The sequence below is a fragment of the Acinetobacter sp. FDAARGOS_558 genome, assembly GCF_003937785.1.
GTDB classification, from domain to species: Bacteria; Pseudomonadota; Gammaproteobacteria; order Pseudomonadales; family Moraxellaceae; genus Acinetobacter; species Acinetobacter baumannii.
The window spans coordinates 3,589,285-3,610,726 of sequence record NZ_RKJH01000001.1 but is presented as its reverse complement, the minus strand read 5'-3'; the positions used below and the strand labels follow the sequence as shown (position 1 = coordinate 3,610,726).

General features: G+C 36.8%; 13 protein-coding genes. 6 read left to right on the top strand and 7 right to left on the bottom strand.

Annotated elements, in window-relative coordinates:
• Window positions 1-7 precede the first annotated feature (7 nt).
• From EGT34_RS17460 to EGT34_RS17435, 6 genes are all read left to right on the top strand, one after another.
• The gene (locus EGT34_RS17460) at window positions 8-727 is read left to right on the top strand and encodes a FadR/GntR family transcriptional regulator (RefSeq protein ID WP_001277431.1); all 720 of its coding nucleotides are present in this window, start codon (window positions 8-10) and stop codon (window positions 725-727) included.
• 65 nt (window positions 728-792) lie between these two features.
• Complete coding sequence (locus EGT34_RS17455; RefSeq protein WP_000191922.1) at window positions 793-1,500, top strand: cache domain-containing protein; 708 nt, start codon at window positions 793-795, stop codon at window positions 1,498-1,500.
• 195 nt (window positions 1,501-1,695) lie between these two features.
• Complete coding sequence (locus EGT34_RS17450) at window positions 1,696-3,027, top strand: APC family permease (RefSeq protein ID WP_024437392.1); 1,332 nt, start codon at window positions 1,696-1,698, stop codon at window positions 3,025-3,027.
• Between the two features lie 19 nt (window positions 3,028-3,046).
• Window positions 3,047-4,492, top strand: coding sequence for an NAD(P)/FAD-dependent oxidoreductase (locus tag EGT34_RS17445; RefSeq protein ID WP_000691965.1), 1,446 nt, complete (start codon window positions 3,047-3,049; stop codon window positions 4,490-4,492).
• A 145-nt stretch (window positions 4,493-4,637) separates the two neighbouring features.
• Entirely contained in the window at window positions 4,638-5,996 is a 1,359-nt protein-coding gene (locus EGT34_RS17440) for an amino acid permease (RefSeq protein WP_071543105.1), read from the top strand.
• Between the two features lie 381 nt (window positions 5,997-6,377).
• Complete coding sequence (locus EGT34_RS17435) at window positions 6,378-6,737, top strand: hypothetical protein (protein WP_000416092.1); 360 nt, start codon at window positions 6,378-6,380, stop codon at window positions 6,735-6,737.
• A 117-nt stretch (window positions 6,738-6,854) separates the two neighbouring features.
• On the opposite strand, the gene EGT34_RS17430 is transcribed toward EGT34_RS17435, so the two are convergent.
• The 7 genes from EGT34_RS17430 to EGT34_RS17390 all read right to left on the bottom strand — a co-directional run bounded on the left by EGT34_RS17430 (window position 6,855) and on the right by EGT34_RS17390 (window position 21,208).
• Window positions 6,855-10,082 carry a DEAD/DEAH box helicase gene (locus EGT34_RS17430; RefSeq protein WP_024437394.1) on the bottom strand — a complete coding sequence of 1,076 codons (3,228 nt, stop codon included), beginning with the start codon at window positions 10,080-10,082 and terminating at the stop codon, window positions 6,855-6,857.
• A gap of 187 nt (window positions 10,083-10,269) precedes the next feature.
• Window positions 10,270-10,710, bottom strand: a complete 441-nt coding sequence (locus tag EGT34_RS17425; protein ID WP_024437395.1) for a hypothetical protein — start codon at window positions 10,708-10,710, stop codon at window positions 10,270-10,272.
• 749 nt (window positions 10,711-11,459) lie between these two features.
• Entirely contained in the window at window positions 11,460-11,906 is a 447-nt protein-coding gene (locus EGT34_RS17410) for a hypothetical protein (protein ID WP_024437397.1), read from the bottom strand.
• A 15-nt stretch (window positions 11,907-11,921) separates the two neighbouring features.
• A complete protein-coding gene (locus EGT34_RS17405) occupies window positions 11,922-12,413 on the bottom strand; it encodes a hypothetical protein (RefSeq protein WP_024437398.1) in 492 nt (163 codons plus the stop codon).
• 20 nt (window positions 12,414-12,433) lie between these two features.
• A complete protein-coding gene (locus EGT34_RS17400) occupies window positions 12,434-17,206 on the bottom strand; it encodes an RHS repeat-associated core domain-containing protein (RefSeq protein WP_024437399.1) in 4,773 nt (1,590 codons plus the stop codon).
• Between the two features lie 69 nt (window positions 17,207-17,275).
• Window positions 17,276-20,395 (bottom strand): type VI secretion system Vgr family protein, encoded by a 3,120-nt coding sequence (locus tag EGT34_RS17395; RefSeq protein WP_024437400.1) that lies wholly within the window; start codon window positions 20,393-20,395, stop codon window positions 17,276-17,278.
• A 240-nt stretch (window positions 20,396-20,635) separates the two neighbouring features.
• The gene (locus EGT34_RS17390; protein ID WP_024437401.1) at window positions 20,636-21,208 is read right to left on the bottom strand and encodes a TetR/AcrR family transcriptional regulator; all 573 of its coding nucleotides are present in this window, start codon (window positions 21,206-21,208) and stop codon (window positions 20,636-20,638) included.
• Between the last annotated feature and the right edge of the window lie 234 nt (window positions 21,209-21,442).

The window sequence follows — 21,442 nt, the reverse complement described above, 5'->3', positions numbered from 1 at the left end:
ATTCGCCATGTCAGCATATACGATAATTTTTGCACCTATTGCTCAAGCAACTCGTTCGGAACAAGTTGTAGAACGCTTGGAAAATGCAATTATCTCTGGTTTGCTCAAAAGCAATGAACAACTTCCTAATGAAGCAGACTTAGCACGCTTAATGGGAGTTTCACCCATTACCGTTCGCGAAGCATTAAATACTTTACGCGTAAAGGGTTTAATTGATACACGTCGCGGAAGAAATGGTGGAAGTTTTGTTTGTGAGCTACCTTCGGATTTACTTTTAAATCAACATCCTTTGCGCCAAGCTTCAAATGAGTATCTTGCCGATTTAGGTGAGTTTCATAGTGCAATTTTAAGTCATAGTGCCTATCTGGCCGCTCAAAGAACAACTGAATACGAACTTAACAAAATCAAAGAGTTGATTGATCAATTTGAACAAGCTGTTGAAGCAGATACACGTGCACAGCTTGATTTACGTTGTTTACTCACACTCACCTCATTTGCCCAATCTTCAAGACTGGCAAATCAGGAACTCACGATTCAGGCTGAATGGGCTCCGCTCATTGCCGTGCTTTATCAAGATGATGATTTTCACCGTGAAGTTGTAAAGCAATATCACCATCTTTTGTCGTCTTTTATTGACAACAATGAAAATGAAGCTGTTATTCAAGCCAGAAAAATAGTTTCAATGCTCACTGACCAAATGCTTCGATATAAGTTATCGAGTGAATAAAAATAAGAAATAAGATGGCTTATCAATACACAAGTTAGGAATATGGAATTTTAGGAGTTATAGGAATGACCCAACATTTAGATGTAGAAGAGCTTCAAAATTTGTTAAAGACGGTGGTTGACGAAACAACCTCTATCACGGAAACACTCGCAAGTAAAGCAAGTAAAATTCTGTCAAAACACGCTTCTGAAAAAAATGCAGATATTAAGCTTTCAACTTCAGAACGCGCTGCTTTGCAGAAAGAAATTAAAAAAGCACTCTCTCAGAGCCATTATAGTCAAGGTACGGGTTTTGCAAGTTATAGTCCGGCAACTCAAGATGAGCAAGACTATTGGACGCTAGAATGGTGGTATAAAAAAGAAGATCAATTACAACAAGCGAAACTTGAAAACTACCAAAATGCGCAGCGCTTTTTAGATTTCCGCTCATTTGAGTGGTTCCATAAACCTGCACAAAATAAAAGTCCATGCATACATGGTCCTTATGTGGATTATATTTGCAATGGAGCCTATACCATTACCATTGCTCACCCTGTCATGATTCATGACCATTTTATCGGTGTCATTGCGACCGATATTTTAGTTTCGGCCCTTGAAAAACTACTTATGCCAAAACTCAAAAACATTAAGCAAAAGGCGGTCATTATGAATGATTCATCTCGAGTCATTACTTCAAATGACATTAGCATCAGAACCGGGACATTATTTAAAGATAAGACTGATCAACAATTTTTCTCGCAACCCTGTCAGTCTTTCCAGTTGGTTGTCATCTAAAAAGCAAAGAATATTGGCCTTTTATTCCCGCTTTAGTGTACCACCAAGGTGATATAGCACTTTAAGTCCCTAGCTATTGTTCAAACTTTCTTCAAACAGACTTGTTTATTCAGGTCTAGGAGAAGTTTTGGCCTAAAAATAGCATCGCCTTTCTGGATGAAAAGCAAAAACAACGAAATTTGAGGTTGAAAAGACATGGAAAATAAAGCGTCTTCCTTAAAAAAATTATCGCTATGGCAAGTGACAATTATTGGTATTGCCTATATGACCCCCATGACGGTTTTTGATACTTTCGGTATTGTTTCCGGAATTACCAACGGGCATGTCCCTCTCGCATATTTACTTGCTTTAGGTGCTATGTTGCTTACCGCTTGGAGCTACGCAAGGTTTAGTCAAAATTCGGAAAAATCAGGCTCAGCCTATAGTTATACTGCCGAAAGCTTAGGACCCAAAAGTGGTTTTTTTGTCGGCTGGTGCTCTCTACTCGACTATCTGTTATTACCACTCATCAATGTGTTACTGGCTGCAATTTATCTCACCGCACTGATTCCAAGTTTGCCTTATTGGGTTTGGGTGCTGGTATCGGCGGGCCTTGTGACTTTAGTCAACTGTTTCCGTATTCGGTTACTTGCCAACTTAAGCCTCGTGTTTGTGTTCGCACCGATTATCCTCATGGTTATTTTTGTATATTTAGTGGTCCAGGGTATTGGCTCTACTCAAGGTTACGAACATGTACTTACCTTGGCTCCCCTATGGCATGGTCAGCAATCACTGTTACCACTTGTTGCTGGGGCCTCCGTTCTATGCTTTTCATTCTTGGGTTTTGATGCGGTCACCACCCTTTCAAATGAAACCAAACAACCCACCAAAAATATCCCCCGTGCAGTCATGTTAACTACACTTGCTGGCGGAGCTATTTTTTTCACAGCCGCTTGGTTTATTCAGCTTTATTTTCCAAACAATGTCCGTTTTCACCATCCTTCAGAAGCGTTACCAGAAATTGTGCTTTATGTCGGTGGTGCTTTGTTTCAGTCCATCTTCTTATGCGGACAAATTATGAACACTGTCGCCTCTGGCCTTGCCTCACATGCCAGTGCTTCGCGTTTACTGTATATAATGGGTACCGACAATATTTTCCCTAAAAAGTATTTTGGAACCATCCATAGCTCTTTAGGGACACCCTTTTTCTCGGTTTTATTTGTCGGGCTTATTTCAATGTCGGCTATTTTCTTAGATTTAGCTCAAGTTGTCAGTCTGATCAGTTTTGGTGCGCTCGTTGCATTTACAGCCGTAAACTTCTCAGTTTTTATGAAATTTTATATTAAAGATAAGCAACGCTCAGGTTTTAAAAATAAATTTCTAAACCTATTTTTACCGCTGTTATCGGTCGTCAGCATTATTTGTTTATGGCTCAATCTCGACTCGTCTTCACTGACTTTTGGATGTTTCTGGTTGGCTTTAGGCATTCTCCTATTCATTTATAAAACGATTAAAAAACAAAGTATTGCAATTAGTAATGCTTATTAATTTTTTAAGGAACTTCGTCATGAAAATTATTTCTAAACCTCAACTTTTAAAAGATGTGGAATACAAACCAAGTCAGTCTTTACAAGTGGGTAAAGAATGGAGCTGGTTAAATCCAAAACATGCACAATTTGATACATCCACGGTTAACGGCACTTCGGTAGATAACCCAGCAAACTACTATGAAAGTTCCCTCTCGAATTGGCATACATTTGACAGTTTAAATGCTGACATCGAGTGTGATGTGGTTGTTATTGGTGGTGGCTTATTAGGTTCATCAACTGCCTTACATTTAGCTGAACAAGGTGTAGATACGGTTTTATTAGAAAAAAATCGTATTGGTAGTGCAGCTTCAGGTCGAAATGGTGGACAACTCACCCCGGGTTTAGCACGTTGGGAAGCTCAAGAAATGGCCGATCGACTCAGCTACGAAGATGCCAAAAAGCTATGGCATTTTACTTCTACTGAAGCGATGCAACTGATTGATGATATCTCGGAAAAATACCAACTCAACTTTGACCGTAAATACGGCCATATTACTGCCGCCGTTCATGAAGGACATTTGGTTGGCTTAACACAAGGTGCCGATGCCCGAAAATACTTAGGTGAAGACCATACCCGTATTGTAGGTAAACATGAACTCATGGACTATATTAAGTCTGACTACTATACAGGTGGTTTAATTGATGAGTTAGGTGGACAAATCCATCCGCTGGCTCTAAACCGTGGCTTAATTTATGGCTTTTGCCAAAACGGCGGCTCTGTGTATGAGCAAACAGAAGTTATTTCAATAGAAGAAAAAGCAGATGGTATTTATGTTCAAACTGCAAATGCAGTCGTAAAAGCTAAAAAGTCTGTGGTTTTAGCGGTACACCATGCTTCATTTAAACTTTTATCTGAACAGAACAATACCACTATTCCGTTTTACACTTATGTCGCGACCACCGCTCCTTTAGAGCTTGATACCAAAGAGCTTCTGCCATTTGGACATCCGGTTTATGACACTCAGTTCCAGATTGATTACTACCGCCCTGTCTTTAATAACCGTTTACTGTTTGGTGGACAAGGTACTGGAACATGTTGGGGACCAGAGAAAACTCTAAATTATCTAGAGCATCGAATTCATACCGTATTCCCGCAAATTAAAAATCTAGAGATGGATTTCGTCTGGAGTGGAACTACTGATTTAACGGTAAATGGTGCAGTCGATAGCCGTAAATTTGGCAACAAGTTCCCGATTTATGCAGTTCACGGATGGAGCGGTCACGGCGTGGCACAGACAGTACGTATTGGTAAAGCCATTGCCAATGACTTTGTTGGGCAATCTAATGACTTTGAAATGTTATCTAAAATTGACCACCAAAATATTATTTTTGGTCGTACCCTTGCCCCAGTTGTTATTCCACTCGCTAAAAGCATGTATGGCCTCGGTGCAATGATTAATCCGGGCAAAATGGTTTCTTTCTAATTTATAAGAACGTCATTTTCTAAAAAAAGATTCGTACAGTTTTGTGCGAATCTTTTTATATCAAAGCAATATTCATTTTCAAACTAGGTTATCCCTTTTCAATCTATTACAATAACGCCGGCTTCTTTATTCAGCGCATAGTATTTTGAGTAACTCATCTTCCCAATTAAAACGTGGACTTAAAAATCGTCACATCCAGTTAATCGCTATGGGTGGTGCTGTGGGCACAGGACTATTTTTAGGCTCGGCACAAGTCATTCAGTCTGCTGGTCCTTCAATCATTTTGGGTTATGCCATTGTCGGTTTGGTTGCATTTTTAATCATGCGCCAAATGGGTGAAATGATTGTCGAAGAACCTGTAGTCGGTTCTTTTAGCTACTTTGCACAAAAATACTGGGGAAGATTTCCCGGTTTTTTATCGGGCTGGAATTATTGGGTAGTGTACATTTTGGTTGCCATGACCGAGCTTACCGCCGTGGCTAAATATGTACATTATTGGTGGCCTCATATACCTGCTTGGGTTTCAGTTTTATTTTTCTTTGTACTGGTCACTTGCTTGAACTCAGGCAATGTTAAATTTTATGGCGAATCTGAATTTTGGTTAGCTATTATTAAGGTTGCTGCGGTCATTTCAATGATTGTATTTGGCTTATATTTACTGCTTACCGCAGGTAATGACTCTATCGCTAGCTTTTCAAACCTATGGCAGCATGGCGGATTTTTCCCTCATGGATTCTCGGGCCTGTTTTATATGCTCGCCTTTTTAATGTTTGCCTTTGGCGGTATTGAACTCATTGGAATGACGGCAGCTGAAGCTGAAAATCCTGAAAAAAGTATTCCACAAGCCATTAACCAAGTCATTTTTCGAATTTTGGTATTTTATGTAGCTTCGCTGGCAATTATTATGTCGCTTATTCCATGGAATCAACTGGACCTTGGCGGTTTAGATAAGAGTCCATTTGTCATGATTTTTAGTCAGCTTGGCATTGGTTGGGCAGCACATTTACTTAACTTTATTATTTTGACTGCTGCACTTTCTGTTTATAACAGTGGTATGTATGCCAATAGCCGTATGTTGTACGGGCTAGCAGTTCAAGGCAACGCACCTAAAGTTTTTGCAAAAGTAAGCAAACAAGGTGTACCAACAGCCGCTGTTATCTTCTCTTCTATTTTGATTTTTGGGTGTGTATTACTTAACTATTTCATACCAGAAGAAGCTTTAAGCTATCTTATGTACATGGCTGTAGCAGCTTTGGTTTTAAACTGGGCAATTATTAGTTTTACCCATTTAAAATTTAAACGTTCGATGAAGCTTGAAAATAAAGTTGCCAAATTTCCTGCACTATTTTCACCTTTGAGTAACTATATCGTTTTGACTTTTATTGGCATGATTTTATATATAATGTGGACTCAAGGCTTTGAAAAGTCGGTGATTATTATTCCAATCTGGATTGCTTTTATGTTTGGGTTATATACAATTTTGAGTTGGAAAAAATCACTCTAATCTTCAAACAAGGCTTATTTAAACAGAATAAGCCTTTGCTATTTTAGCCTTTACAAATGATTTTCCTTCAGAACAAACCAATCATGTCATATGCCTATTTCTAATTTAATTCACAATAATTAATTCTGAGATATTTTATGTATTCTTTATTCATTCTAAAACAAGCAATTAGCCTATACTCAACAGATCATGATTAAAATACAAGTGTTTACATGATCTATAATTATTTGTGCTTATGTTCAGCTAAAATCGAGGCTGACAAAGTATATTGTTGCGATGCCCTTCTAGGAAAAAGACACTTCATCTAACCCAGTGCTTTACCCACATATAGATTTCGCGCTATTTACTGCGTCGCTCAATGATGAAAGACAGGAAAATTTTATGGAAAAAACACTGCAATGTCCGAAATGTGGTTCTACAGAAATTGAAACACGTGATCATGACAAATTACTTAAAACCACTGGCGGTGTTTTATTAACAGCTGCAGGCACTACGGCAGGTACTGTAGGCGGTGCCGCAACTGGTGCTACTGTAGGGGCAGCGATTGGTACTGTAGCCGGACCATTAGGTGTAATTGTTGGTGGAACTGTAGGAACATTTGTCGGTGCAATCAGTGCAGGCATTACTGGCGGTGTGGTAGGTAATATTTTTGGTAAAAAAGCAGGTGTAATGATTGATAAAAATATATTTCAGGACTATCGCTGCTTGAAATGTAAATACCGTTTTAAACAGAAGAAATAACCCTATTTCATTAAGCTTAGTTTTAAAGCACTGTTGTGACTTTAAAATATAGGAAAGCCTCTATTTAAGTTGCTTTCCTCTTAGATAAACTTAAGACAATTTATAATTTAAAAAATCTTAAGTATAAGTGTTAGATATATTTACCGTTTTCACTGGAAGTATATTAACGAGTGTTGAAAAATAGTCCATTTTAGACCAAGTATCCACATTACCGATCACATACAAACGACTCTTGGCTCGTGTCACAGCAACATTTAATAAATTTGGACTTGAGGAAGCCCAAGCTCTAGCTCCTTCCCCAGTACGATCCTTCGCTGTACCTAATACTAAAAATACGATATCCGCCTCTTTACCCTGAAAAGTATGTACAGTGCCACATTCAATGCCTTTTATTCCTGCCTCTTCAATACTGCTTTTACATGCTTGAATAACTTTTCTAAAAGGTGAAATGACATATATTTTAATTTTTGAACTATTAATTGTAGTTTTTCGCTTTTCTTCAAGCTTTCTTAAAGAATCAATCAATACATCAAGTTCTTCAGAATTAATAGGATGAGCAAAATCTATTGAATCTACATGCATCCATGTACTCACACCAATATCATAAGCTATATTTGCTGGTGTAGGCTTTCCTTCGCGATCAACACGCCCCTGAACCATTTGACCCGCATAAGCAATACTGTTTGCAATAGAAAACATAGGGTCATCACAACGACGATGTGTTCTTAAGGGCATACCAGTCCAGATTCTTGATTGATTATCTCCACTACCATCATCAATCCATGAACCAAATGGCGTTATTCTGTCAGCAATTGTTTGTACAGATTCGAAGACAGGAGACCAAGATAAATCCACATCATTTTGTTTGCGTAGAATCTCAACTACACTATCTGGTAGTGTAAATACCGGTTCAACCTGCAAAGGGTCACCAATTAAAATAGCCCTTTTACTTCGCCAGATTGCACCTGCTGCAGATTGAGGTGTAGCCTGGCCTGCCTCATCAATTAATAACCACCCTAAACTATCTTGTCCCATGCCTGCAAAAAGCCGACTAAATGAAGCTAAAGTTGTGGAAACCACAGGAACCACAAAAAACAGGCTGTCCCAAATTACAGGACGATCATGAAGGAAAAGACCTTTGGTATTTCCTGAAAGCATTTGCCCGACCATTCTCAAATTACTTAAAAATCTTTTGGCATTAGATAAAATCGTTAGTCTGTGTAGCTGTATCGATTTAATAAAAATACGGGCACGAATATCATCGATAATTTCTGAAGTATTTACTGAAGTCCTATGCAATTCTTCAAACGATAATTTCCAAAAATCAGGCCCAATGACATGTCTTACCCCTAAAGCGTGTACCGCCTGTAAATCGGAAATCAACTTGTCGCATTTTTGCCTTATTACAAGAAGCTCATCATTTAATTTCAATAACTCCTGCTCGCAAATTTTTATAATTTTATGGCTTGATGTCTTATCATTGATGAGCTTTTCATAGCGAGCGGTAGTTTCTTGTAATGATAAAGTTGCTTCACTAATTCGCTTATCATAGACTTCTGTACGGTGAGTCCGGTAACCAAATAATGCACATAGACGATCCCATAACCGAGGTCCATGTGATATCTGAATTTGCCCTAATATTTGCTGTTTAGATTGTATTAAAATAGCCTGGTCTTGTAACTCTCCCTGTATTTGACGATATAAATCTTGATGCTTATTTAATTCTTCATTTTTGAGCGTAATCGTTTCCGATAATTCTTCCTTCTTCTCCATACATTCTGAAATAACAAGTGAAGCCTGCTCTGCTTTTATTAAAACTGAACGCTTTTTCTCTAATTCTTCAATTAATTCACTTTTGACTGTGTGCCATTTCTGACAATAAGCACTAATATGAGGAATTGCATCCTCAAGTATTTGTTTCATCGATATAAATGAATTTTTGCTCTCCTCCTCATCATTCTCAGCAATATGATCCTCTTTAAAAAAAGCACGAGCAAAAGATCTCCGATTCGTACTGTTACCTAAAGCCGCAGCAATTAAACCCCATGCAGGAATTGTTTTTTGATTTTCATCCTGAACTCGTTGACTATCAAAAACTCCACTTATGACTTCAGAGAAATATAAAGAATCTGTTTCATACCGCTTGTCTAATTTACTAGTAGCAGGCAACTCCTGTGAAATATTTTTTACAGCATTGTTATTGTTGCTACTGACAACTATTGAGCTATCTCGCACCAACTCCTCAACAATGGGTGAAAATCTTCGTCCCATAAGCTGAATAGGCTGTTTAAATATAGCTTCAGGTGTAGAAAGTGCAGAAATTCGCTTAGCCCTGTCAGTAATAACCGTCGCAATAACATCGCACAGTAAAGTTGTCTTCCCAGTACCTGGCGGTCCATTTACACCGAGAATACCATCTTGATTTTTCAATGAGTTTTCTATATGAGCAACTACCGCCTGCTGTGCCAACACTAAAGGTCTATCTGGTGCGTTAGGCCAACGCGCAATAGGTAAATTGGCTGCACAGACAAGTTTTCCCATAATTTCATGATTTTTTAAAATATCTATTCGCTTATCATGAATAATTGAAGCCCCGAGATATGTAGATAACGCTTGGCCAAATGGTTGACTTAATGAACTTTGTTTCAGCATTTTATCTAGATCATCTAAATAAAATGAGTTCAGATAATTAACCTCTTGTTCAATATCCTCTAACGCTTTTTTTCTAGGTAATCGCTTTGTAGCAACTACGACTCGCCAATCTAATCCAATCTGCTCATCATGAGCAAAAATAGATCTAATTAAATCCGTTTCACTTTGCAAATCCTTCCATGAACATCGATAATCCTCTTTCAATTGAACTAAGCGATGACAACGCTGAGCAAACTCCTCCTTAGCTCTAGTAAGTCTTGCATTTAAGTCAATAAGGGGCTCTCCTTGACTTAAAGCCTGGGTACCATATACATAACTGGCTGGTGCATAGCTATCTGCACTTAAACATCCATTTTCGTTTACAGTAAAAGACGCTAACCACCCAGTACCCGAAATACGTTCACGTTCTTTATCACTCAACTCTTTGCTTACAATCTTACGCAAAACAAGTCTAGTCAATTCTTCTTGATCTGCTACACCAATATAAACTGTATGGATATACATATCCTTTAATGTTGGCTGATATTCCACCATTTCCCAAGGTAGTTTCTCACCAAATCTTAAAGTTATTATTTTTGTGAATTTATTATTATCTTTTGAAGTTGGAGCAGAAGGTATAGTAAATATTTCTAAATCACGCCAAAATGCAAGAATATGACTATCCTCAATAAAGTTACTTTTCTTATTATCCATAAAGAATCTCGAAGCTATATAGTGTTAAAATCCTGTTTAAAATAAATATATCATGCCTAGAATATTAATCCATTAGCACCATCATTCCAATATCATCAAAAATCTTCCTATACCATTTATAAATAGATATTTATCTTAAATTTAAACTCCTCAAACCGAATTAAATAAGACTATAAATTTCAAAAATTTACTCCTCAGATTGCTCACACATATCATCTCCCCATTTGTTATAGCTATAAGATATAGCATCAGAATTATAATCTGTTATATTGAGTTTCCCACCTTGGTAATCAAAAACACCTATCATAGTAGGGCTCACAACATTAATTCTATTATTTCTCCCTAAACAATAAGTATCAACTCCTTGTCCTTTGCCTTTTAACACCCACCCATCTTCTTCTAATTGGTTGATTACTTTTTTCAATTTATTAGGATCTTTTTCAAATCTAAAAGAAGAAATTTGAACTTCTGCTTTACGTATTGAGTTCACAATTTCAAGGTTATCCCCTAATAAAGCTTTCATTTTCACTTCAAATGGATATTTATCAGAAGGTTGAGAATAAATTTCACCACACCCAGTAAATATAAAAAGTATAAAAACAACCAAACTCAACTTATTTAACTTCATACTTATTTGCCCCTCACTAATCTCTTAACTTTATCTTTACACTTAAATATTTTTTCTACTAAATATTTATTATCGGTAATTCATTTCCACAGTACAATGTCCCTTGTTCTTGATAATACATACCGATATTCTATTCTTTTTCAATTGAAGTAAAAGTTAACCTATTTTCTTCATTAATAGTTTCTTTAGAGTAATCTTTAGGCCGAATAACCTCTAACTGATATTTCTTACCATTACAAAAAACATCTGAATTTTTATACGCTTCTCAAGAATCCAACCATTCTCTCTAATTCTAGGAACAATATTTCTTTGATAGGTTTCCTCATTTAATCTCTCTACAGGAATTTGAACAACAAGAAAGCTTTGAGTAGGAGCAAAAGCAATACCCTCATCCCTCAAAATAAACTTTTGATTAGTAAAGATTTTATCCAATTGTTCTTTAAAAAACTTAATTTCCCTTTAAATTGTTCTGCAGGGACACTGCTATAATCATGTGGAGTAGCTTCATTCGAACTTTTAAATTGAGGTTTTATTTCAACATCTTTTTTGCATCCTGATAATAAAAGACTAAGACCTGTAATCAATATTAAACAATTAATTTTAATCATAACTCTTTCTTATATTTTGCGTACCAACTATTAAATTTAGATTCAACAATAATTTCAACAAATCTAATTAAAACTTAAAACCAGATTATCAAATTAAAATAAATACTATAAATTCAAGAAATCTTATTTAAATAATCAAATTTACTTACCATAATATTCCATACAATTATTAACTCCTAATTTATTAAAGTATAATGCAAAATACCAATAATCTTTGCTTTTAAAATTAACTTCATCACCATCTCTTGTATAATGTCTATCATGAATAGGATTTAATATATCTATAGAATAATTATTAGTTTTACAAAAATTATAATAATTATCGTATGAATCAACAAAATCCCATTTTCTACTTAATAGTTTGTTTTTAACATCATTATAATCATTAATCGAAAAATTTTCTTTATTTATTTTTATCACAATTAATTGAGTAGAGCTTTTATTTCTATCAGTATCAACTTCGTATTTATATGTACTAAATAATTCATTAGAAAGCTCTTGTAAGCTAGTTGCGTTAGTACTACATGCTATTAGGGAGCAATAGAGACTAAAAATGAATAAAGAAAATATGAATTTTCTCACAATCATAATAATTTATCCCAATCAACTATTCATATTACATACATAACGTTTATGTCTAGAATGGATAAAACCTATATTCCAATAATCTACTAACTGATTCAATGACTGTCCTTCTCCTGATTGCATAACTGTACCTATCTTTATAGGAGGAACTAACTCAAGTTGATTCATATCTCTATCACAATAAATGTAAGCTTCTTTGTATTTTTCTTTATAGTTCCAACCCCTCTTATTCAGCCTACCATCTATTTTATTTATAAAATTATCACTATTTTGCTCTAGATCTTTCACTTGAAATATTAATCGTTCTGCATTATAGGAAGAAAATATTTTTTTACCTAAAATTTGATTACCAAAAATATATTCAGCATCACTTTCAAATTTTTTAATTATTATATTCTTATTTTCAACAACTGTTACTTCATTTTTTTTTCTAAGATCGCATGCAATACAGCAAGTACCCATTAAAATAATAGTCATAAATTTAAAAAAGGCTTTATTCCATGTTTGCATTACTTAATCTCTCTAATCTATTATTTCTTACTAGGTTTCACAGCATCTAAAATTGTATCAACACTAACAGTACCGCTCACACCTACATTGAAACCTGGTGTTCCTACTCCTAACTCAGAGGCCCACGTACCTTTTACAGGACTGCTTTTACTTACTAATGGAACCACTACGTTTGCTACTGCTCCATAAGCTCCACCACCAACAGTAACTGAAGCTCCACTTACAAATTCATTTGTAATCTCGCCCATAGTCATTGTTGTTTTGGTATAACTTGGTATGTTGTGAATATTACCACCTACACAACTAGCCCCTGCCAGATCTTTAGCGCTAAATTGTTTATTTTGAGCAACTGATTTTGCTACAGGAATTAATAGCGAATCCTTCGAACCACTAATATAATATTCGCCAGTCCATTGATTTTTAACAAAGCCCACTCCTATTCCTAAACCTCCGCCGCTACATGCAACATAATCAAATAATGGTGGCACTTTTATTTTACATAATTCTCCTGTTTCAGCATAACACTCATAATTTCGTTGACCTTGATATGCTAGACCTGACTGGGCACTAGCTGGAATACCAAACATTTCACCATAATTAAAACTATTTAATCCTTTTGGATCAATCCATTGATTTGGATCACTTACATAACTAGAGGTATTCATACCACCCTCTAACCCAATCGGGTCTTTACTTACATATCTTGCGCTATGAGGTTCATAATAACGATAACGGTTATAGTGCAATTCTGTTTCTTGGTCGTAATACTGGCCTTGAAAGCGTAAATTATTTTGTTCAAATGGATTATCTTGATTTAGTGCTTTAATTTGCGACACCGCGCCCCATGTATCTTGGAGAATTTCCCATACACACTCTCCTCGGATATCGGTCATGGTTTGTGGTGTTCCGACCTGATCACAATGGTAAAATGTGATTTGCTCTAAATCAGCACGCTTTTTCCGAGTAGTACTATTCCATACTGGGTCTTTATAAATAGAATAAGGTTTTGTTTGATATTCCTGATAATCAGGAGTTTCTATCAGTTGAATGAAATCCTTATAACCTGCTTGTAATAGTGGAACAAAGCTATTAGGTTCATAAATATAGTGCTTTGTATAACTCATCTGTGCAGATTTGACAGACTCCCATATCATTAAATCTCCATCCCAACCAAATAAGGTTAATTCATTGGTTGTTTTTTTGTAGAGTCGACGACCAAAGACATCATAGCCATATTCTGTAACTAGACCATTATTATCACTTCGAATAAGTCTGTTTTGATTATCCCAAGTCAGTTTAAGGTTTTTGCCCGCTTGAATAATCTCTGTCACATTACCTTGAGCGTCATATTGATAGTGTTTACCTTTATAACTTTTAATAAGGTTATTTTTAATTTGCGCCGGACTTAATACCGAGTCAGAATCAATTAAGTTACCTGCTGGGTCAAAATTAAAACTTTCTGTTTTATGTAAACTTTGAGCTGCGATTAAACGCCCAATTGGGTCATATTGATAATTGAGCCTACCCAAACGACTATCTTCGACTTGACTAAGCAAATAGTTTTGATCGTATTGATAGTGTCTATGTGCTTGATATTGTAAATAGTCTTGGGTTTCTTGCTCAGGTTGAATTAGCTGTGAACTCAGTAACCCTACATCATTATATTGTTTAGTTTGAATAAGCCCATTTGCTAGTAACCTTGTTGTTTCTCTATGCAAATCATCACGCTGAAATGAAGCAACTTCTTGGTTATTTAAACCAATTGCATAAATATGCCCTGAACCATAAACAAGATGATTCAGTGTATGTCCATCAGGTCGAATTGTTTTAATTAAATTTCCAAGCTCATCATATTCATAATGTAATACTGCTGTGAGCGATTTCAGTTCTGGAATTTTATAATGCTGGTGCTCTCTAACCAACTGCCCAAGTGCATTGCGATAGAAATCAATTTGGCTAACCTCATTACTGGCTCGGCTCAGTTGGCTATTGAGGTTATAGTCAAATTGTTCCGTTTGTTTCTGCCCTGTATGTAAATGGGTAAAGCTTTTCGAAGCAATTTGCCCATCTGCATAATAGTCAAATTCGGTCAGTATATTTGGTTGACGGATTTGAAATAATCGACCATTTTCATTGTAACTATAGTGCTTTTCCTCTCCATCAAAGGCCTGTTCAAGTATCAAATATCCATACGGATTGTATCCAAACAAATATTCGGCTTGATTCTGGTTAATCAGCTTTTGAATGCGGCCTTGTTTGTCCCATTGATAAGTTACGCTATGTCGATTGGCATCAATACGCTGCTCTAATAAGCCAACTTGATTGTACTTATATTCCGTTACTAAACCTTTAGTGTCTATATGCTTAAGTAAGCGTCCTTCTTCATCATGCTCAAAGTATTCTTTTAACCCATCAGGATAAATAATACTTTGCAACTGTCCTTTATCTCGGCCTTTGGTACTGTAAAAATACTGTACAACTTTATTATTTGCAGTTTGTTGAGCTGTCAGTGCACCATCTTCATCATATTCCCATGTACTACTCTTACCTGAGCAATCGGTATATGAAATCATCTGCCCCAATTCATTATATTGAATTTTCTTAACCCCACCTTTTGCATCAATGACTTCAACCAGTTGATTATCATTGTTATATTTGTACTGTGTGATATGCCCTAATGGATTGATTTCCTTACTAAGATTACCATTTTCATCATATTCCCGTTTCCAAATACTGCCTTCTGGGTCTTTAATTTCAACTAAATTACCCTGTTCATTATATGCAAAATGAATTATCCCACCGTTTGGCTGCACAATTTTAACAAGTTGATCTTGATCATTATATTCCTGTTGAGTCTCTCGCCCTTCAAAATCAATTTGACGAGTAATCCGCTTTTGCCCATCACGGCTATACCATGACTCACGCCCATCCGCTAAACGTGTGCGGTAAGTAAACCCATTGAGGTCAAAGTAATAGTGGGTTGGTACATCATAGGCGTCATAAACCGCCACTTGACGTAAGCGCGGGTGCCATTTTAGTTTGGTATGGAAACTACCATCATCCGCCCATTCTTCTACTGCTTTAGCTTTGGCGTCTGTTGATTCATAACGAATATTCTGTCCACGCCCTGTACGGTCTGTATAGCGTGTTAGTTGATGAAAGTTGTTATATTCATAAGTTCTTGTATAGCCATTCTGATCAATAGCTTTAATTAAGTTCCCTTGGATATCGTATTCATAACGTGCTAATGGTTCGGCTTTATCATCTAAAAACACCGCCATAATTTTAACTTGCTCATTAAAAGCAAATTTTAATTGGTGTTTGGCATGCTCTAATTGAAAAACAACATATTGAAGATAAGCAACCTTTTCAAAAATAAGATAACTTAAATCAATTTTTTCTTGTGTTTTTTCATTGAATTGTTGAATCAATTGATAAGGCTGTCCGACTGAAAACTGATGAAATTGAAAAGTCCAGTCTCCCCCAAAGTTTAGAACCAGATCTCCATTTTTAAGAGGTTGTATTGTTATTCCCTCATAAGGCACTTCATATGTTTCAAATGTAATGGAAGCTGGCAGTTGATGCTTTCGCCCTTTACTATCAATAAATAGATAGCCTTGGGCATTTTGTTGAATCATATTGGAAAATGGCATCATCCAACGTGCACCGACCATACTTTGATCAAACTCATCCATTTGTGAGTTATATTGCCGTGTAAAAGAAAAACCTATTTTTGGTAAATAGAAGTCTGCATGTTGAACCCGTTCAGCACCAATTGAATAGCTAATACTTTTTCCAGATTGTGAATCAGCACCTTCACATGGAGGAGCATTTAAAGCATCTGCCTGCAAACTTACAAATTCTAAAGTGTCTCCTTTCGTATGCCGTTCATATTCACCCGTCTGGTTGACTGGCACACTTGCATTACCTTTATTTTCTAATGCTTGTATAGCTTTCAGTGTTTCTTGTAATAGCCATGCCAAAGTATATTTTTGGCCAGCATTTGCTTGTTGCTGTAAAGTTTGACTTAAAGCCGCAATAGCTTGAGTTGCTTCTTGTTGCAAACGACTTGTTATATTTGGTTGTATTTTAGGGGTTAAATTTGCTTGGCTCGGCTTCCCTAATAAATCAATGAGTGGAACAGCCCAGTTGGTAAATTTGAGTTTCGGATCTCGTTTTTCTGCACTTGCACCTGCCGCAGTGGTTATTCCTGCATTTATACCTGTTGCTGGGGTCGCCATGCTTTGTAGAATGGTTACACCCAATGTTGTAGCGCTAGTAAGTAAACTGCTTAACTTCGCTTGAGTCTCTTTTAAGAAGTTCTCTAGATCTCCAGCGATCATCGCATTGAGATGTAAACCTAAACGCTTAATATCCGTTTCTTTAATTTTTCCATTTTCTCGATATAAGCACTCTGCCATTAAGCCAAACATCGGACGTAAAGCCATTCGCGCATGTGCTTCATTATTCGGTTCTGAAAATAAACCAATTAAATTTGCCGCAAGTAATGCCCCACGTTGTACAGCAGCATCACCAGTTTTTTTATCTGTAGCATAGAGCATTAGATCTAGTACACTACCCGTCAATGCAAAAATATTAGCAACCGTGGTTATATTGGCCTTACTTTTTATTTGTTCTAATGTCGTGTTTCCACACACTTGTAAATACAGCTGAACCTGACTTGCGATCATTTGCAAGTCCGCTACATCCGTCACGCTATTTAAGTTAAAAACAGCAAGTTCAACAGTAGGTTGTTTTTTAATTTCTTTCTGTTGTGTATTCTCTTTAGCCATCAATATAAAACCTTTAATTCATTCAATTGCAGCAATATTTTTCTAAGTTGAATCGCCCTATTCACCAAACTACTGTTTTGACCGTACAAAAGTATCTAAATCGCCCTGCTCTTTAAGCATTTCAAGAGATTGACTTGGATTTGTCGCCATTTGGCCAAGACTTTTCATTTGATCGGCCGATAAATTGAGATTAAGTTGTTTTGAAACAGTATTAAGGGCAGTATTAGTTACCTGATTTTTAATCTGGCCTACTGTTTGGCCAGCTAAATTAGCTAAAGTATTCTTACCTAAGTTTTTGAAACTATTTTTATCCGTTGAAAGAAGATTATTTTGCAACTGAGACATCGTATTTTGCCCCACTGCTTCTAGAGCATTTTTCATTAATCCTTGAACACTTTTGACTGGTTCAGCCCACGTATAATTACGTTTAAAATCACTGCTTTGTAGCCATGCACTTGTATTATCCTTCTCAAAAACTACTTTAGCTGGTCCGGGTGCAATACCTGTTACTTGTGCAAAACCATTTCCATCGAGTTTGCCCGTAATTTGCTTACCTAATGAATCAATGACTTTATAGCTATTTTGCTTGAAGAAGTTATCTCCACCATAACTCCGAAGTAGCTCCAATGCTCCCTGCATAGGTTTAGCTTTAGGCAACTCAGGAGCACTGGCGTTTGCACTTGCTCCTGCCATAAACAAATGCTGACCTGCATTGACCTGGAATTTCCCACCAGTTTTCGGAAAGATTCCTGAACCATTTAGAGTAATTTGCGATGAGCCGCCCGTGATTTTGACTTCTTTTGGGCTACTAATGATGACCTTATCATCAGTTGATGAAATAGTAATCCCAAGTTTACTCAGTACATCCAGTGCATCTGCCTGAGCTTGTATTTCTACCTTACCTTGTGCAGCAACAGCTTTTAGTCCACTCTGAGCAGCAAAAAGGCTGAGCCTATTTTGGGCATGGGCAATCACATTCTTTTGAGTACTTATATTAATGCTGTCTCCAGCAATCTGATTAATTTGTGCATCAGCCGAGATGTGAATATCTTCTGAACTACTTAGAGCTATACCATCCGGTGAACTCAAAAGAAGTAAAGCTTTTTCAAATTTAGCGATTTGCTGCTGAATTTGTGAGGCAAAATCTTTTAACTGTTCAATCGATTCTATTTCATCGGTTTTCTGGTTTTTAGCAATGTCACTTAGCGCTTTACTGTTAGTTTGACTACCTTCAAGTTGCTTTTTCGCAACTTCGGCATCTAGGTGGTCTCCTTTGGCATTATCCTGTTTATGGGTGGACACCAATAGACCTTGCCCCGCGCGTAAAGCTCCCCATTGATCCGTACGTAGTTCAAAACCTTCTCCGCGGTCTTCACTTTCTGCTTTATCTTTAGGGTGACTGAGTTTCCCCAGATTTAACTGGCTTGCACCATGACTGCTTTGGAGTTGGGTACTAATTTGTCCCGATGTATCATCAAACCTGAGTTGTCCAAAACCACCACCTGACACTTCTTTAGAACGGATACCACTGAGCTTTTTAGTATCAGGAAGCTTTCCTTTGTTATCAAATTTGGTTGGTTGGCGCTGTGCCTCATGAATTCGACCCATCACAAACGGTCGGTCGATATCGCCATTAAAGAAGTCAATAACGACAATTTCACCAATACGCGGTAAAAAACGCGCACCGTAACCTTCTCCAGCCCACGGCGTTAGAACGTCAATCCAAGCTGAATCGGTGTCATTATTATTGGTCCCTGCGCCCCCATCATGACTATGGTCATCACTACGCGTAAACAGGAAGCGGACTTTAATACGACCCCATTCATCTACATAGATTTCTTCACCTTCAGGCCCCACCACTTTTGCGCGTTGTGGATGAGCAACGGGGCTATGAGTCTGTGGGTTATAAGCTGGTGTTGTTGGAATATAACGACGTTGTAAAATTAACTGATTCGCTTGACGCTCGTCGGTATTACTCGCTTGCCAATCGCTTTGTTGAACTAAAGTTTGGATTTGCTGGTTTAAATCTTTGGGTAAATTATTTTGGTTATAATAATTCTTACCTATGATTAAAAACTCTTTATCTGTGCTTTCATGCTGATCAATTTCAGGGTGTTCATTGAGTTCAAACCAATAGCCAACTTGTGTATCTCGTACTGTGGTTTTTGCAATAAACTGCTTAGACTGAGCATCATAATAAGCACTTAGGTTCTGGTTAAACTTTTCTAGTTGTTGATTACTTGCTGAGGTTGCCCCATCTTCGCCATTTAAATCCTGCATCCATGCCGGACTAAAGTGCCATGCTTCTTCAAGACTTAAGCTTTGATTGTCGTAGTTAGTACTATGCTGATGTTTACTTTGGACACTACCTGCCCCATCTGTTTGTTGTAATACGTCTGGCTGCCAACGCTGCACAAATATAGAAGTCGGCTGTAAACTGCGATCAGCCATTAGGCTGGTCATGCTATCAAATTGTTCAGTTGCACTACTGCGGTGGTAACGAATCGCTCTTCTTGTCAGAGCTTGATATTGGTTATTATCATCAATAAGACGTAATTTTTGTGGCTGAATATTGTCCATATTGCTCGCCACGGTAAGCTCTGCTTCATCAATGAGCCAGCTAATACCTTCACTACGCCATAAGCGAGTTAAAAAGTCATAGTCGCTTTCATTGAGCTGCATAACAAAAGGACGGACATCGTAGGTCTGTTTCAAGCCGCTCAAATCTAGAGTCAGACTAGAAGCAAATAATGGGCTTTTTCCTTGCCACTCTTGAAACAGAATTTCACTAATTTCTTTCACACTCTTGTTCATAAACACACGGCTATTTCTGCGTTTATGCCAGAGATAAGTTGGATCACTTATAGCAAGTTTATATAAAGTTAAAGCACCATCACTTTGCCCTTGTGATGCTCCAGTAATAATACCTGTAGTACGGAAAAAACTTCCTCGATCTGTTACTTGATCAACAGCAACCTGCACCCCAATAAATGTTTTGAGTGGAATATGAGCATTGGTTGATAAACAAATCAGCTCGGCTGTCATGCCCTGATTAAGATAATGTTGCCCATCTATACGTTGTAAAAAAACCTGACTATTCAGGGATGCATCTGAAAACTGGAGATACACCGAACGATGCTGTGAGAGAAAACCAAAACTCTCTAAGATCTGAAAAATATTATTAAACATCACTTATTTTATAAATTTGAGTTGCAATCGACTATATTTTATAAAAAATAGACAGATTTGTCTATCTTGTTTATATTAACTTCAGTTTTAACCTTAGTCTTACAACTATTTTATAGGAAAAAAATATAATACTAAAACCTGAGTAAATTATGCTAATTTGCTATAAATCAGAGTTAAAATTAAAAATTATCGCCAACTGAAACAAGTAAGAATAAAAACCTAAAATCATATGCTGTGCAATTAATTAGTTTTCCTCTCTAGCGTACTGGCATAAAAAAACCGCTCCAACACCTCATCCCTCTCACTCAAACTATTGGTACTTAAAAACCCAAACATCAAACCATCTATTAGGTTTAAAACCATATCGGCATCAGGTTTTAAAGCACGAGTTTCCAAACTAAAAATTAGGTCAAAAAGTTCTCGAATTAGCCATTTTCTATACTCGATTGCCATACGGTAAGCCTGAGGATATGTCCCTTTAATTTCAAAAAAGGCTTTAAGTAATAAGTGGTACAGACTATTCAAGTTGACATGTAAAACCACAATTTCTTTGAGCTTATCAGTTGGCGTGCAGTAACGGTTTGAGTAAATAATCGCGAGTACTTCTTCTTTCAGCAGGCTCTTTTGAAAGGCGATACACATTTCAATTAGACCTTCTTTTGAGTGAAAGTAGTTATAGAGCGTAGCTTTCGGAATTTCGGATTTTTTAACAATCAGATCTACACCCGTGGTGTGAAATCCATAGGTAGTAAATAAGTTTATAGCCGTACGAATAACATGTAATTTTTTGGAAGAGGTTTCTAAATTTGGCATAGTTTTACCGTTATAAATTCTTGTTGTTTCTAAATGAGATACTTTTTTGGGAGAAAAAAAAAGGCACAGCAAAGCCATAAAGACTGTGCTTGGCACATCTCAAGTTTTATTGTTAATGCAAGTTTTTTGAGCCGTAATGACTTAAAGCATGAAAACCCTACAGGCTATCAAGCTGCTTTAAATTGTTAAGTTGTGTCGTTATAGCTTTTGGCAAAGGCTGCCAAGAAATAGTGG

Excerpts from the sequence above, each read along its gene's own strand:
- EGT34_RS17460 (WP_001277431.1), top strand. The coding sequence starts at position 8 with ATGTCAGCATATACGATAATTTTTGCACCTATTGCTCAAGCAACTCGT.
- EGT34_RS17455 (WP_000191922.1), top strand. The coding sequence starts at position 793 with ATGACCCAACATTTAGATGTAGAAGAGCTTCAAAATTTGTTAAAGACG.
- EGT34_RS17450 (WP_024437392.1), top strand. The coding sequence starts at position 1,696 with ATGGAAAATAAAGCGTCTTCCTTAAAAAAATTATCGCTATGGCAAGTG.
- EGT34_RS17445 (WP_000691965.1), top strand. The coding sequence starts at position 3,047 with ATGAAAATTATTTCTAAACCTCAACTTTTAAAAGATGTGGAATACAAA.
- EGT34_RS17435 (WP_000416092.1), top strand. The coding sequence starts at position 6,378 with ATGGAAAAAACACTGCAATGTCCGAAATGTGGTTCTACAGAAATTGAA.
- EGT34_RS17430 (WP_024437394.1), bottom strand. The coding sequence starts at position 10,082 with ATGGATAATAAGAAAAGTAACTTTATTGAGGATAGTCATATTCTTGCA.
- EGT34_RS17425 (WP_024437395.1), bottom strand. The coding sequence starts at position 10,710 with ATGAAGTTAAATAAGTTGAGTTTGGTTGTTTTTATACTTTTTATATTT.
- EGT34_RS17410 (WP_024437397.1), bottom strand. The coding sequence starts at position 11,906 with ATGATTGTGAGAAAATTCATATTTTCTTTATTCATTTTTAGTCTCTAT.
- EGT34_RS17405 (WP_024437398.1), bottom strand. The coding sequence starts at position 12,413 with ATGCAAACATGGAATAAAGCCTTTTTTAAATTTATGACTATTATTTTA.
- EGT34_RS17400 (WP_024437399.1), bottom strand. The coding sequence starts at position 17,206 with ATGGCTAAAGAGAATACACAACAGAAAGAAATTAAAAAACAACCTACT.
- EGT34_RS17395 (WP_024437400.1), bottom strand. The coding sequence starts at position 20,395 with ATGTTTAATAATATTTTTCAGATCTTAGAGAGTTTTGGTTTTCTCTCA.
- EGT34_RS17390 (WP_024437401.1), bottom strand. The coding sequence starts at position 21,208 with ATGCCAAATTTAGAAACCTCTTCCAAAAAATTACATGTTATTCGTACG.